The organism is Bacillus cytotoxicus NVH 391-98, from assembly GCF_000017425.1.
Classification (GTDB): domain Bacteria; phylum Bacillota; class Bacilli; order Bacillales; family Bacillaceae_G; genus Bacillus_A; species Bacillus_A cytotoxicus.
In genome coordinates, this window is sequence record NC_009674.1 from 764,208 (window position 1) to 779,391 (window position 15,184).

Below are 15,184 nucleotides of genomic sequence, written 5' to 3' on the forward strand. Positions count from 1 at the left end.
CATAAGATATATAAGATGCATTAATATGCTTTTTGCGATGTAATTAAATCCATATTATTTTAATTCTGTATGTTTTCCTCGCTCGCCATTATAATCTTGTTCAAATTTAACTTTACCTGTATGAGGATTATCCCAACGTATGTATTCGTACCATATGTTGGGTTCATCTTTAAATTTAATATATACTCCGTATTGATTTATTTTACTACTAAAAAAAGGCTTAATTTCTAAAACATCTGACTTCGTATAGCCTTTTTCTTCTAAGTTCCACATTATACCTATAATGGTTTCTTCTCTTAATTTCGGATCACCTGTAATGAAATAACGATCTATTATGCTTTTTCCGATTATAAATAAACTAATTATAAGTAATAAAGATGTAATTATAAGAGCTCCTTTTTTTATGTATAAATATCCTCCTTATTTTAATTTATCCTTTATATGAGAATAAGGGAATTATACGGTAAATTGTAGATTTAGGAGTAAATAAAAGACACCTGAGTTGCCTTCTTCCAACTTGAACCACTTTAATTTTAGTAATATAACGTCTATTCAAATATTATCTTATCATGTTAAATTATTTTATACATTAAGAAATATAAAATACTACTCTTCATAGCTCTCTGTTGATTTTTTCCATACGGAAGAATACTTAGTGGCATTTTCTTCTATTTTTGTTCCATCCAAAAAGTAGTTCTCCATAGATATGTAGTTTTGTTTCAATAAGAGCTGAATTAATTCTGAGAAAAGAGGTTCAATCCTATCTTTCATTTGTTCTGAGCGAAAGTGATTAATTGTTCGAAAGTCGGGCATTTGTTGCCCAGATAACCACATCATTGGTAGGTATTCTCGTAAGGATTTGGCAATATCACGACAAGAATAGATTTTTTGCGTATACGCATAGAGAATCACTTTTGTCATCATTTTTGGGTGGTAGGACCTACGGCTACTCCCTTGATAACGAGAAAAGAATAAATCATCACTGACTTGTTCTACCATCTCATGGATGACTCTTGCCACATGATTTTCTGGGATTCAATCGCTATAATCCATTGGTAGAATCAATTGCCCAATGTTATAATGAATAAAAGTAACTGAATGGTTACTCATAAAAAAATCGCCTCTGCTTTCGTTTTTTTGTTAGTTTGGTTGCTTACAATTATACAGGATGAGGCGATTTTTTTTGTGCAAAAAATAAAAGGGCTGCCCATAAGTCGGTTTCACCGACTTATGGGACAGCTCCTTTTTCTATTAATAGAAAGGAAGATTTATATGCTAGGAGTTTCGATTTATCTTGCAAAAGAGGGAATAAAGAAACAAGAAGAATGGTTAAAAGTTGCGAAGGAAAATGGATTTTCATCTATTTTTACGTCTCTTCATATACCAGAAGATGACCCGAATACGTATAAAGAACTCATACAAATACTTGGAAGACAGGCACAAAAATATGAAATGGAATTAATGGTAGATGTATCTTCAAAATCATTACACCATTTAGGCGTTTCATATGAAAATGTAGAAGAGCTAGTAGGCTGGGGAATTACTGGTTTACGTATGGATTATGGGATAGAGCCAAAGCAAATTGCTCATATATCTCGTAAGATGAAAGTCGCATTAAATGCAAGTACAATCACACCATCTTTTTGGGAGGAACTTTGTAAGGAGAATATAAGAGTCGATTCCGTAGAAGCATGGCACAATTTTTACCCGCGTCCGGAAACGGGATTAGCAAAATCGTTTTTACAAAAGCGAAATCACTATCTACATCAATGCGGAATGAAAACGATGGCTTTTATTCCTGGTGATGGTGAAAAACGGGGCCCGTTATATGAAGGGCTACCAACTTTAGAAAAGCACCGATATATGCGGCCGCTTGAGGCATATTTAGAATGTGTACAAGAATGTGGTGTAGATAAAGTGTCAATCGGGGATATAAGCGGGAGTTTGCAAAGTGTACAAGACATTGCATGTGCAGAAAAAGGCGTGATTCCTATTCGTTATACACCTTGTATAAATGAGAAGAAGATAGTAGAGAGAATAGAAAGAGTACATACGAATCGGTTTGATCCAGCACGTGATGTCATTCGTTCTGTTGAATCAAGAGAAGAAAATCCGGTTAGATTACGAGCAGAGAACACAGTGGAACGAAAGTGCGGAAGCATTATAATTGATAACGAATTATATGGCCGATATGCAGGAGAGTTACAAATAACGCTTCAAGATTTACCAGAGGATGAAAAAGTGAATGTAGTTGGAAAGGTAGTAAAGGAGGATATTCCGCTATTATCTTATGTGAAGGCAGGACAAAAATTGAAACTTATAGGAGTGAAAAAAACGCCGTAACATCACGGCGTTTTCTTTAATGATTGCGCACAAGTGGTGTACGCGGCTGCAAGGTAGCAGTTTTAAAATGAGAAAATAAATAACAACCTGTCACAACAATTGCTGTTCCTAACACTTGCACCCATGTTAACGCTTCGCCTAAGAAAAGGAATGCTAATATAGCAGTGAAAATAGGATTGAAATTTAAGAAGATTCCCGACGTTGTCGCTCCTAATTTTTGCACGCCAATATTCCAAAGGACCATGCAGACGACAGTGGAAATAAGCCCAGTGTAAAGCAAAGAAGTCACAAAGGAAGCATCGATTTTCGTCACAGTAAATGTGCGGATATGAAAAGGTAATAATAGGATGACACCGAAAATTCCCGAATAGAAAGTTGCTAGCATGGGTGATATTGTTTTCGTTGCCCATTTACTACAAACGGAGTAGATGCCCCAAATACAAACGGCAGCAATCATCCATACATCTCCACTATTGAAACGTAATGAAAATAAAATGGAAAAATCCCCTTTTGACAGAACGAGAAGAACCCCAAAAAAAGATAGAATCATAGAAAGAATTTGCAGCATATTAATCTTTTCTTTTAAAAATAAAGCAGAAAATAAGGCAATTGAAATTGCATTTAATGTCGAGATGAGCCCGACATTCGTAGCGGATGTGTTCTCAAGCGCTAAAAATTGAAAAATATTAAAAAGAGCAACTCCTGTAATTCCCATTAGCACTAGCGGCAGAAGAGCAGCACGCGGCGGAAGGAGTTTCTTTTCTTTCAGCCATACAATCGGTAATAAACAAACAATCGCGATAATCCACCTTAAACTTGTAAGTGTCATCGGCGAAGCATAATCAACAAGTGATTTTCCAACGACGAAATTTCCTCCCCATAATAAGCTTGTTAGTAATAATAATAAAATATAAAAATAAGGCATGACCTCAAACCCCTTTTACAAAATAAGAATGAATTGTAAATCATTTTAGCATTTTTTCTTCAAATCTAATATGTTCTTTTGTATAATAGTGAAAATTCAATAAAATATTTCGTCAATCATCTATTTAACGAAAAAAATTCGTATTTCATATGGTTGTGATGTGTTTTTTCGAAGAATCATCGGTAAGAAAAAAGGAGGAGTTTGATGGAGTCTTCCGTTATTAAGGTATTGGATGATTTAGATGTCCAAATACTCGATATTTTACAAAAGGAATCACAAGTAAGTAATGCGGAATTAGCGCGACGTGTAAATTTATCACCATCGGCAATGCATGCGCGCATTAAAAGACTGGAGAATGAAGGATTTATTGATAGACAAGTTGCAATTTTAAATCAAGAAAAACTTGGGTTTGATTTGTTATGCTTTATTTTTATGAGTACAAACATTCATCAAGCAGAAAAGCTAGAAGTGTTAGAAAAAGAATTACAATCTATGCCGGAAGTGTTAGAGTGTCATTGTTTAACAGGGGAATACGATTACTTACTAAAAGTAGCTAATCGAGATCGCAAAGAATTAGAACGTTTTATTAGAAAATTAAATAAGCTTGGCATTACAAAAATACAGACAAGTCTGGCGCTTCGTGAAATTAAATACTCTACTGTATTGCCGATATGGGATGCAAAAAATCTTAAATAAACTTTTATTACAACATATGCCGCTATGAAAAAACATCAAGTAAAAGCCCCCCACATACTGAAAAGCATCTGGGGGCATTAGATATATTCGAGGTTCAAATTTAAAGAGAACCTTTTTTCTTATTCTCTTTCAGTTCTTTTAAAAGCTGTAGTATTTGTTTTTCGTATTCGATTTTTTGTTTTAAGTACTGTATAAGGTATAGAGCTAGTACTATTCCTATGAAGTATAAAGAGAACTTCGTAATCATATCGATAAAGACTACGAGGAATGAAGTGCCGAGGTGCCAACGAAATGGTGCAACTACTAGTAAACTTAAAATCAAAGCTAACCATAAAAATTTTTTATTCATTTTTATCGCTCCTTTTAAAGAGTTGATTAACTAAATCTTATAGGTAATGAAGAAATTCGTTTCTTTGTTTTTGGTACAATCATATATTTGATATAAATTATGCCAATGACTGTAAACAAACAAATGTGTAGCACTTGCCACGTAGATAGAAGGATGATGCTAGCACATAGTATCAGTTGAATACTTGCTAGAAAAGAGATAAGTGTAAGAAATTGACGCATTCGTTCATTCGTTTCAATCGGATACAATGCGACAATCATATTTCTTGAAAAATATGTCCATAGAGAGCGCATTTGCATTGATGTCATATATAGGAGGCAGTAAGTGAGAGCACTTTTTACAAATACGTTTGGTACGAAATAAACAAGGAAAGAGCCAATCATTGTGAGCCGCATATATAGACCGAAATAATCATTTGCACGTAAAAAAGATAGTGTATTTACATACAAAAACGTTTCTCGGTTTTGATATAAGAGTACTTCAATCCAACTAGTAAGCCATTTCCTTTGTTTTATTTGTTTTTTCAGTTGTGGTACATCGGTAAAGATGCTGGCAAATTGATAGAAATGAATGTCCATCTTTTCTTCTTGCTGAATGAGATAGTCCCAAGGTATTTGCTTTTTCGGTTGTTTGTTTGTATATAAAAGTGTAACGACAAGAAAGAAAAAAAAGCTTCCGAGTACGATTACGTTTGTATAAGAAAAAAGAGTATACAGAATGAGTACGTTAAGAATTGCTCGGACAGTAAGCCATATGTTTTTCTCAAGGCGCTCTTGCCATATCCAATGTATGTATACATTCCATCCTTTTACTAGTATAAGAATGAAAAAGGAAGTGCATAAGGAAGGTAATGTCATATGTAAGATTTGCATGGCGAGCGGTGTGATGATAAGAAAAGTGAACAGTAATGGGAACAACTGAACGATATAATTATATAGAAGAGCTTTCTTAAAATAAGATGTTAATTGTTCTTCAAGCGCTAGTAAATAGACAGCATCAGGCTTCTGCAGAAACGTCCGAACCGGGCATCTCATGAGTATAATAGTAAGTAAAATAACGATGATGAATAATGAGATGACTTTAGAAGGAGACGTTTTTAAAAATTGTGCGTAATAATAAGCACCGATACATGTGAGAAAAATAAAGCTATACAAAAGTCCATTGATCATACGAGTAAAATATGTGAACATGTTTTGCAAATGCTTTTGAAAGCGAGCACTCCATAATGTTTCAATTGACATGTTTTTCACCTCTATTTCTATTATAAAGTGAAAATAAAAGCGAGCAAATTGCTTTAGGCAACTTGCTCGCTTTTATTTTGTTTTGTATCGCGATTCATTAATGGATAAAAGGCAAATCCGACTATAAATAAGCCGATTCCAAGAAGGAATGTTTTTAGATCAGAAGAGCCCGTTTTAATCACCCATAGTGCATAGCATAGTGCAATGACTGCAATGATTCCGTCTAATATTCTGGAACCTAGTTCATTTTTATATGTTTCACCAGTTACAACCAGTTTTAATTGGAAAATTGGTGAAACGAGATATGGAATTAAGTAAGCTAATGTTGATACCGTAATGACAAATGTATAAGCTTCAGCGATTGTACCTGATAATGTCGAGAATAGGAAAACTTGTGACATAATATTTGTCAGTCTTAGTGAATAAATGGGGCTTCCTTTTTTATTTGTTTTCGCAAAGAAGGAAGGAAAGAAACCTTCTTTTGCTGCTTGATAAGGTACTTCTGAGCTTAATAAAATCCAGCCTAAAATGGAACCGAAGAGAGAAGTAAGAGCAAGGAGCGCCATTAATTTTCCTCCGCCGTGCCCCATAGCGGCATTTAATGCATCAGCTAATGGACGTTCTGAAATCTGCAATTTATCTATGTGAAGAACACCCATTGTTAAGATGGTGATTCCTAAATAAATTGCAACAGTGATTAATAATCCAGCTACGGTTGCATGTTTCACTGTTCTTGGGGATTTTGCCCGATTTGATAAAAGAACAGCAGACTCAATGCCGATAAATGCCCAAAGCGTTGTTAGAGCTGCTAAGTTTACTTGTGAAAGTAGCCCATGCGATACACCTTCTTTATCAACAATTGGTGTGTACCATTGTCCAAACTTTGAAGCTTGGAATGCAAATAAAGTTACTATGATAAATAGAAGGAATCCTGTTACCTTTGTTGTTGTTGCTAAAAAGTTTAATTTTCCAGCTCCATTTACACCGTTTGTTAAAATGATATGTGTTCCCCATAATAAGAAAGAACACATGGAAAATGTAATGAGCTTTCCAACTTCCACATCGAAAGTACCGATTGTAAATAATAGTCGTGTATCTTTCATAATTGGGAAGAAAAGCGATAAATAACCTGCAAAAGATGTAATAATGGCAACATTACTTGCCCAGTTTGCGACCCAGTAGCCCCACACCATGCTGAATCCAGCCATTTTTTTCTTCTTAGGTGATGAGAATAAAGCATAAGCGTGACTTTGTGGTCCTGTCGTTAAATCCGAACGACGAATTGCTAAATTGCCAAAAACAAGGGCTAACATTAAAACACCGAATCCGGTTGTTAACCAAGCTAACGTAACACCAAGAGGGCTTGCTGTTTGTGCTAATGTACTTGGCACCATGAAAATACCAGCGCCAACCATATTGCCGACAACAAATGCTGTTAGTACCCAAAAGCCCCATTTTTTCTGTTGCATAAAAAATACCTCCAAAGTTAGTATAACCAAGTCAAGCAAGGAGATATGTATGTCTTCCGAAAAGGAAGTAAGGCAAGCTTCGTACAAAACAAAAAAAACACCTACGATCGTCGCACGTGCTTTCTATCTTATAGGAAACCCACGACATACCTCTCGATAGCTCTCCACAAACAGTTGTTTGTGACAGTTCTGCATTTATTAAATAGCAGACCCAGCAAGTGTGCATAGTGGACACATCTTACTTCGGCAATCATTCCTTTCTCATTTATTCATCGATGCCACTCCATCTCCTAAAATGATACTCTTAATGACTGCAACCTCTACCTCACCGAGATACGAATGAGGATTTATGTATTTAATTAACATAAACAAGGGTAACAAATGAATTTTTATACGTCAATGGATATAGCAATAATCAGATTATAGAGAAGAGTTTGTGATTAAGAATGGCTAGTGCGTTTTCAACGGGGTGCTATGAAATATTTGGACAATTATCTTTATTAGTACCGTTGGCTCGAAATAGGAAAATGCTTATTTCAGCGTAATGATACAACAGTTGAAATGTTAAAGTGTGTATAAAAAATAGACCCTTTAAAGAGTCTGTTTAAGCGTTTTTACCTTTTTTCTTCCCAAGAAATGAAATTATCAATGCAATCGGGGCAACAAAAGGTAAAACGGGAGTCCAACTAATGAAATAAAATATTGGTGCTAAGAAGGCCATCCCACCAAAGAACATTGATAATTGGGATTTTTTCTGCAATCCATAAATAACCAATAATAATCCTGCCATTATCAATATTATAAAAGAGATATTAAGCAAATTCATAAAATTACCTCCGACCAATCTGCAAAATAATTCCATATATATTATACAACAAATCACATGAAAATTTCATTTTATAAAAAACAACGATGTTTACGAAAATAGCTTTGAATAAAAAAGAAGCCGATCTAAAACTAGATTGGCTTCTACATATAAGATTAAACTAAGTTTAATACAGTTACTTTTTCACGCGTCATAGACTCAAGGCTTTTACGAATACCTTGTGCGCCCATACCAGAGCCTTTTACACCGATGAATGGGAAGTGGTCAGGGCCGCGTTCTGTACGTCCGTTAATTTGAACAGAACCAGTATCGATTTTGTTTGCAATTGCAAATGCTTTATTAATGTCTTTTGTGAAGACACTTGCTTGTAGACCAAACTCAGATTTGTTTGCAATTTCAATTGCTTCTTCATCAGAAGAAACGCGGATAATTGGAAGGATTGGACCAAATGGTTCTTCCCAAGCCACCTTCATTTCTTCTGTTACGTTATCGATAATTGTTGGATAGATTAAGTTGCGCTCACGTTTGTTACCAATAATAATTGTTGCGCCGTTTTCTACTGCATCGTCAACTAAACCTTGAACGAAATCAGCTGATTTATCGTCAATTAATGGAACGATTGTACTATCTTGTTCTGGAGAACCAACAGATAATGCAGCAACTTGCTCTTTTAGTAAGCTTACAAGCTCGTCCGCTACATTTTCATGTACAAGCACGCGTTTGATTGCAGTACAACGTTGACCAGAATATGAGAATGCACCGCTTACGATATGTTTTGCAGCTTCAGTTAAATCAGCATCTTCGCATACGATACCTGGGTCTTTTCCGCCAAGTTCTAATACAAGTGGAATCATAGCAGCTTTTTTCGCTAAGTGAGCACCTGTATTTGTACCACCTGTGAACGATACCATATTAATGCCAGGATGTTCGACTAAGTAGTCGCCAATTACAGAACCACGTCCTGTTACAACGTTTACAAGTCCTTTTGGAAGTCCTGCTTTATGAAGCGCTTCAACCATTTTAATACCACTAATTGCACCTTGTGTTGCTGGTTTAAAGATAACTGCGTTCCCCATAATTAGAGCTGGTGCAACTTTTGCAGCAGCTAAGTTTACTGGGTAGTTAAATGGTGAAATGGCTAACACAACGCCAAGTGGTGCGCGCTGAATAATTGCAAGTTTCGATTTCGAACCACCTGGGAAGCTATCGCCCATCATACTATCGCCATGCATATGAAGTGCTTCATCTACAGTGTAGCGAATCAAATCTGCTGTACGAACAACTTCTTTCTTCGCATCTTTATGACCTTTACCGACTTCTTTCATTACAATATCGGCAATTTCATCTTGCATATTTACGAGCTCATCAGCCCATTTATATAAAAACTTTGCACGATCTTGTAGAGATGCCGCTGCCCAATCTTTTTGTGCTTCTTTTGCAGATGCAATCGCTTCGTCTACTTCATCGCGAGTAATTGCTTGTACTTTACCGATTACTTCGTGTAAATACGGAGATACAATGTCAATTGTTTGACCAGAAGAGCTTTCTCTCCATTCTCCGTTTAAATAAAATTTGTACGTATTGCTAGTTGTCATGATTAGTCCTCCTAAAATAGCAACTTGTAAGAGTGAGTATATGGTGATTGTAGGCGGTTTAAGAATATATTTCAAATAAAATGTTTGTGAAAACGATTTCTTATTAAAAATATATTTTATATTTCTTTTTTACAATCATTTTTTTCCTTTTCAAGTCGCATATAGAATATGTCATTGTTATATCAATACAGTATTCTTTCAAGTTTATTTTACAATTATGTAAAAAAATAATTGACAGAAAAGTCCGCTAAGTTATAAAATTAAAAAATAGAAAATGAAAGAAGGAGGTGTGCGTGATGATTGTAATGGTAAATATGATGAAGTTAACTGTAGGAAAAGTTGAAATGAAACATTCATATCATTGCGCAACCTGTACGGAAAGATAAGGCTTTTTTGTTTTTGAAAGCGTGCGTTGCGTAATATCGTAACGTACGCTTTTATGCATTTTCGCATATCGTCAAGCGGCGGTATGCGTTTTTTTTGTCTTTATAATGAGGGGTTATTATATTTTTTTATGGCTTTTATCTGCTATTTTCGGGCAGTAAGACGACCGTTGCAAGAGTCAGGGAGGAAGCAAAGAAGAGGGGGGCGGGAGTTTTATTGTCTGTAACAACCCGATTGGTGAAGGCTCATAATCAGTAGGGGATGGAGAAAATCCTCATTCATGTAGGTTTCACTTTATAAAAAAGAGAAGGTGAAAACATGTGATGTATGTTTTTTAATCTAAAAGTGCTTGCAGTCAAGCTGGAATAAGAGGGGAGAGATTACATTGTTTTCAGTATTACAAAAGTTAAGATGGTTCTTTAAAGAACATTGGAAGAGGTACAGCATTGCAATTGGAGCACTTTTAATTGTTAATATCGTTGAGATTATTCCTCCGAAAGTGCTTGGTTTAACGATAGATCAAATAAAAACAGGATCTTTAACAAATGGAACGATTCTTGCGTATATTTGGGTTTTATTTGGAGTTACAATCGGTGGATATGTTCTGACCTTTATTTGGCAACATCAATTATTTGGTGGGGCATTTGTACTCGAGAAAACGATGCGTTCAAAATTTATGGGGCATTTGCTGAAAATGACGCCAACCTTTTATCAAAAAAATCGCACAGGTGATCTAATGGCGCGCGCGACGAATGATTTAAAAGCAATCTCCATCACAGCTGGATTCGGGATATTAACGCTCGTTGATTCAAGTTTATATATGCTCACTATTGTATTTATGATGGGGTTTTCCATTAGTTGGCAACTTACATTTGCGGCGCTTATCCCACTTCCGATTATGGCATATGCGATGAATGTATATGGGAAGAAACTGCATGAGAGATTTACAATTGCTCAAGATGCTTTCGGAGATATGAACGATAAAGTACTCGAATCGATTGCTGGTGTACGAGTGATTCGTGCGTATGTTCAAGAAAGGGCAGATCAAGAACGGTTTCAACATTTAGGAGATGATGTGTACGAAAAAAATATGAAAGTAGCTCGCATCGATGCGTTATTCCAGCCAACTGTGAAAATGCTTGTTGGTCTTAGTTACTTAATTGGTTTAGTGTACGGGGCATATCTTGTGTTTCAGACAACAATTACACTAGGTGAGCTCGTTTCGTTTAACGTCTATTTAGGAATGATGATTTGGCCGATGTTTGCAATCGGTGAATTAATTAATGTTATGCAGCGCGGGAATGCTTCATTAGATCGCGTGAATGAGACGTTAGCGTATGAGCCTGATGTGAAAAATCCACAGAACCCACAGATGATTCAGCAACCGAAGCAGATTCAGTTTGATCATGTTTCTTTTTCCTATCCTTCATCAGCAAAAGTAAATTTAAAGCAAGTATCGTTTTCGTTAAAACAAGGAGAGACACTTGGAATTGTTGGGAAAACAGGAAGCGGGAAAACGACGATTGTACGACAGCTTCTTCGTGAATACCCACTTGGAGAAGGAAACATTACCATTTCCAATGTGCCACTTAATCGAATTCCAATTGAAAAAGTACGAAGTTGGATTGGGTATGTCCCACAAGAGCATATTTTATTTTCAAAAACAGCAAGAGAAAATATTTTATTTGGAAATAGAGAAGCGAGCGAAGAGGATCTTTGGAAAGCGATTGAAATTGCTGCGTTTAAAAAGGATTTAGAATTTTTACCTGAAGGTTTAGAAACGCTCGTTGGAGAAAAGGGAGTTTCTTTATCTGGTGGACAAAAACAACGAATTTCGATTGCAAGAGCTGTTATTCAAAATCCGGAAATTTTAATTTTAGATGATTCGTTATCGGCTGTTGATGCGCGAACAGAAGCAGCGATTATTGAAAATATTCGAACGGAGAGAAGCGGAAAAACGACTATTATAACGACGCACCGTTTATCTGCTGTGCAACATGCGGATTGGATTCTTGTTATGGATAACGGTGAGGTCATTGAAGAAGGAACGCATGAACAACTTGTCCAAAATGGAGGATGGTATCGAAAGCAGTTTGAAAGACAGCAAGGTGAAATGATAGAAGGTGGGGTGAAAATATGAGTATTTCCAAGCGATTATTTCAATACGCAATGAAGGTAAAAGGTACGATTTTTGCAGCGCTAGCGATGTTATTTATTTTTGTTATCGCTGAGCTCGCCGGTCCTTTCGTTGCCAAGACGATGATTGATGATCATATTGTTGGAATAGAAAAGCCGTGGTATGAAACAGGAAAGGGCGATGATACCGTTTTCTATAACGGTGCTTACTATAAGCGGAGTGACCGCTTTCAACAAGGCGAGAAAAAGGGAAAAGAAGTTCACGTTATTCAAGTTGGGTTTCAGTACTATTTTGTACCGAGTAAAATGAATCTCGAAGGGTCACGCGTTGTAAAAAATAATATGGTTACCATTCAAAATGGGAAAGCGGTGCAAGTATATAAAGCGAAGCCATTAACAAAAGAGGAAATATACGCGTTTTATAAGCCAGAAATAAAAAGGCTCCTACTGCTTGGTGGTGGATATTTTGCTTTATTAGTTGTTGTATCCTTATTTTCATATGGAAAGCAGTTTTTCTTACAGAAAGCAGCGAATAAAATTATTCAAATGATGAGAGAAGATGTCTTTTCTCATATTCAAACATTGCCGATTCGCTATTTTGATCGTTTGCCAGCTGGGAAAATTGTCTCTCGCGTTACGAATGATACAGAGGCGATTCGTGATTTATATGTAACGGTGCTCGCAACATTTGCTTCCAGTATTATTTATATTATTGGGATTTTCGTGGCGTTATTTTTACTCGATATAAAATTAGCGCTGTTATGTTTACTCATTATCCCCATTTTAATCATTTGGGCGGTTCTTTATCGAAAGTATGCTTCTGTATACAATCATAAAATGCGCTCTCGTTTATCCGATATTAATGGAATGGTCAATGAATCGATTCAAGGGATGACGATGATTCAAGCGTGCCGCCAAGAGCGTGGAACACAACAAGAGTTTGAACAATTAAACAGAGATTATTTTAAATATCAAAATAAAATTTTAAACTTAAATGCAGCAACGTCACATAATTTAGTCGGTGTATTAAGAAATATTGCCTTTACAGGGGTGATTTGGTATTTTGGAGGTGCTTCTTTAAGCGCTGCCGGGATAATTTCTTTAGGAGTTTTATATGCATTTATTGACTACTTAACAAGGCTTTTTTCGCCAATTACGAATATGATGAACCAGCTTGCTAACTTAGAACAAGCGCGCGTTGCTTCAGAGCGAGTCTTTGAATTATTGGAGGAAAAAGGAGAAGTGCTCAAGGAAGAGCGTATTCCGCGCTTATGTGGACATGTGAAATTTGATAATGTGTCATTTTCTTATAATGGAAAAGACGACGTGCTACAAAACATTTCCTTTGAAGCAAGGCAAGGTGAGACGGTAGCGTTTGTCGGCCATACTGGATCCGGAAAGAGTTCGATTATGAACGTACTGTTTCAATTTTATGAGTTTCAAAAAGGGAAGCTTACGATTGATGGTCACGATGTGAAGCAGATGCCAAAACAGGCGCTTCGTGAACATATGGGTATTGTCTTGCAAGATCCGTTTTTATTTAGTGGAACCGTTGCTTCTAATGTAAGCTTGGAAAATCCAAACATTTCAAAGGAGCGGATTATAAAAGCATTGCGAGACGTTGGTGCTGAGCGATTTGCGAATCATATAGATGAAGAAATTACAGAAAAAGGGAGTACGCTTTCGGCTGGGGAACGTCAATTAATATCATTTGCGCGTGCATTAGCTTTTGATCCAGCTATTTTAATTTTAGATGAGGCAACTTCTAGTATTGATACGGAGACAGAAGCGATGATTCAAAGGGCATTAGAAGTAGTAAAACAAGGAAGAACGACTTTTATTATTGCCCACCGCCTGTCGACGATTAAAAGTGCAGACCAAATTATTGTGCTAGATCGCGGCCGAATTCTTGAAAAAGGTTCGCACGATGAACTCATGAAACAACGAGGGCGCTATTATGAAATGTACAAAACACAATTAGAAGGAAGTCAAAGTGCTTAAATTTCAAAGAGTATTTATCACGCTTTCTATTCCTTATGATATGTTGAAGGAGCTTGCTTCTGTAGTAAGCTCTTTTTTTAATAGAGAAAAAGGTGTGGATTTTGTCGACTGGTCGGTATGAGATGAAGAAATCTTATATCTTATTTGTATTGCTTTTTCTTTTTTAGATGAAAAAGAGAATTTTTTTGTATAGAGAGAAGAGGTATTGTTTTACCTTCGTTATAATTAATGCTATATTAAAAAATGTTACTTATTTTTTGTGTGTAATATGTGTTTTTTGTTTGATTATGAAGAAAAAGGATACACTAATGACGAACATTTTCATTGAAAAATTGTTCAAGATTGCATACAATCAATATAGTTTTTTAAAATTCCTATCAGAATACTTGGAGGATTAGATCATGAAGAAATTATTTTCAGTGCTTGCGGTAGCTACTTTAGCAGTTGGGATTGTGGCAGGCTGTGGCAAAGAAGAGAAAAAAGATACAGCTAGTCAAGATGCATTACAAAAAATTAAACAAAGCGGTGAACTTGTAATTGGTACAGAAGGTACATACCCACCATTTACATTCCATGATACGAGTAATAAATTAACTGGATTTGACGTTGAACTATCAGAAGAAGTTGCAAAGCGTTTAGGTGTAAAGCCTGTCTTTAAAGAAACGCAATGGGATAGCTTGCTTGCAGGTTTAGATGCAAAACGCTTTGATATGGTGGCGAATGAAGTAGGAATTCGCGAGGACCGCCAAAAGAAATATGATTTCTCTAACCCATATGTTTCTTCTTCAGCGGCGTTAGTTATTGCGAAAGATAAAGATAAGCCAGCTACATTCACCGATGTGAAAGGGCTAAAAGCGGCGCAATCTTTAACAAGTAACTACGCGGACATCGCTAAGAAAAATGGCGCAGAAATCGTCGGTGTAGAAGGATTTAGCCAAGCTGCTGAATTATTAAATTCTGGACGCGTTGATTTCACAATTAATGATAAGTTATCCGTACTGAACTATTTAGAAACGAAAAAAGATGCGAACATTAAAATTGTAGATACAGAAAAAGAAGCATCACAAAGTGGATTTTTATTCCGCAAAGGCAGCGGTAAATTAGTACAAGAAGTAAATAAAGCGTTAGAAGATATGAAAAAAGATGGTACGTATGACAAAATAGCGAAAAAATGGTTCGGTGAAAATGTATCTAAGTAATGTATTCACCCTAGATCGTT

At 36.0% G+C, this 15,184-nt stretch carries 13 protein-coding genes and 1 riboswitch; of the genes, 5 read left to right on the forward strand and 8 right to left on the reverse strand.

From position 1 onward, the window contains the following. Positions 1-54 precede the first annotated feature (54 nt). A complete protein-coding gene (locus BCER98_RS03850) occupies positions 55-405 on the reverse strand; it encodes a DUF3139 domain-containing protein (RefSeq protein WP_041809469.1) in 351 nt (116 codons plus the stop codon). Between the two features lie 201 nt (positions 406-606). Continuing rightward, entirely contained in the window at positions 607-999 is a 393-nt protein-coding gene (locus tag BCER98_RS03855; protein ID WP_011983779.1) for a transposase, read from the reverse strand. 273 nt (positions 1,000-1,272) lie between these two features. Between BCER98_RS03855 and BCER98_RS03860 the strand changes: the two genes are divergently transcribed. Then, positions 1,273-2,343 (forward strand): DUF871 domain-containing protein, encoded by a 1,071-nt coding sequence (locus BCER98_RS03860; protein WP_011983780.1) that lies wholly within the window; start codon positions 1,273-1,275, stop codon positions 2,341-2,343. A gap of 16 nt (positions 2,344-2,359) precedes the next feature. On the opposite strand, the gene BCER98_RS03865 is transcribed toward BCER98_RS03860, so the two are convergent. Then, a complete protein-coding gene (locus BCER98_RS03865) occupies positions 2,360-3,268 on the reverse strand; it encodes a DMT family transporter (RefSeq protein WP_011983781.1) in 909 nt (302 codons plus the stop codon). A 204-nt stretch (positions 3,269-3,472) separates the two neighbouring features. Here BCER98_RS03865 and BCER98_RS03870 point away from each other — a divergent pair, with 204 nt between their 5' ends. Continuing rightward, on the forward strand, positions 3,473-3,964 hold the full coding sequence (locus tag BCER98_RS03870; RefSeq protein ID WP_011983782.1) for an Lrp/AsnC family transcriptional regulator: 492 nt from the start codon (positions 3,473-3,475) through the stop codon (positions 3,962-3,964). Positions 3,965-4,064: 100 nt separating this feature from the next. Here the strand turns inward: BCER98_RS03870 and BCER98_RS03875 are convergent, their stop codons facing one another. The 5 genes from BCER98_RS03875 to BCER98_RS03895 all read right to left on the reverse strand — a co-directional run bounded on the left by BCER98_RS03875 (position 4,065) and on the right by BCER98_RS03895 (position 9,444). Next, positions 4,065-4,313, reverse strand: a complete 249-nt coding sequence (locus BCER98_RS03875) for a hypothetical protein (RefSeq protein ID WP_011983783.1) — start codon at positions 4,311-4,313, stop codon at positions 4,065-4,067. A gap of 26 nt (positions 4,314-4,339) precedes the next feature. Continuing rightward, entirely contained in the window at positions 4,340-5,554 is a 1,215-nt protein-coding gene (locus tag BCER98_RS03880) for an ABC transporter permease (RefSeq protein WP_011983784.1), read from the reverse strand. A 53-nt stretch (positions 5,555-5,607) separates the two neighbouring features. Continuing rightward, entirely contained in the window at positions 5,608-7,023 is a 1,416-nt protein-coding gene (locus BCER98_RS03885; protein ID WP_011983785.1) for an amino acid permease, read from the reverse strand. Between the two features lie 149 nt (positions 7,024-7,172). Next, positions 7,173-7,354: riboswitch (Lysine riboswitch) on the reverse strand. 273 nt (positions 7,355-7,627) lie between these two features. Further along, on the reverse strand, positions 7,628-7,849 hold the full coding sequence (locus tag BCER98_RS03890; RefSeq protein WP_041809471.1) for a hypothetical protein: 222 nt from the start codon (positions 7,847-7,849) through the stop codon (positions 7,628-7,630). Between the two features lie 155 nt (positions 7,850-8,004). Then, positions 8,005-9,444 carry an NADP-dependent glyceraldehyde-3-phosphate dehydrogenase gene (locus tag BCER98_RS03895; protein ID WP_011983786.1) on the reverse strand — a complete coding sequence of 480 codons (1,440 nt, stop codon included), beginning with the start codon at positions 9,442-9,444 and terminating at the stop codon, positions 8,005-8,007. A 769-nt stretch (positions 9,445-10,213) separates the two neighbouring features. Here BCER98_RS03895 and BCER98_RS03900 point away from each other — a divergent pair. The 3 genes from BCER98_RS03900 to BCER98_RS03910 all read left to right on the forward strand — a co-directional run bounded on the left by BCER98_RS03900 (position 10,214) and on the right by BCER98_RS03910 (position 15,164). Continuing rightward, on the forward strand, positions 10,214-11,968 hold the full coding sequence (locus BCER98_RS03900) for an ABC transporter ATP-binding protein (RefSeq protein ID WP_011983787.1): 1,755 nt from the start codon (positions 10,214-10,216) through the stop codon (positions 11,966-11,968). Beyond that, a complete protein-coding gene (locus BCER98_RS03905; protein WP_011983788.1) occupies positions 11,965-13,965 on the forward strand; it encodes an ABC transporter ATP-binding protein in 2,001 nt (666 codons plus the stop codon). Before BCER98_RS03900 ends, BCER98_RS03905 begins: the two co-directional genes overlap by 4 nt. A gap of 401 nt (positions 13,966-14,366) precedes the next feature. Continuing rightward, positions 14,367-15,164: an amino acid ABC transporter substrate-binding protein gene (locus BCER98_RS03910; protein ID WP_011983789.1), complete on the forward strand. Its 798-nt coding sequence runs from the start codon at positions 14,367-14,369 to the stop codon at positions 15,162-15,164. Positions 15,165-15,184 lie beyond the last annotated feature (20 nt).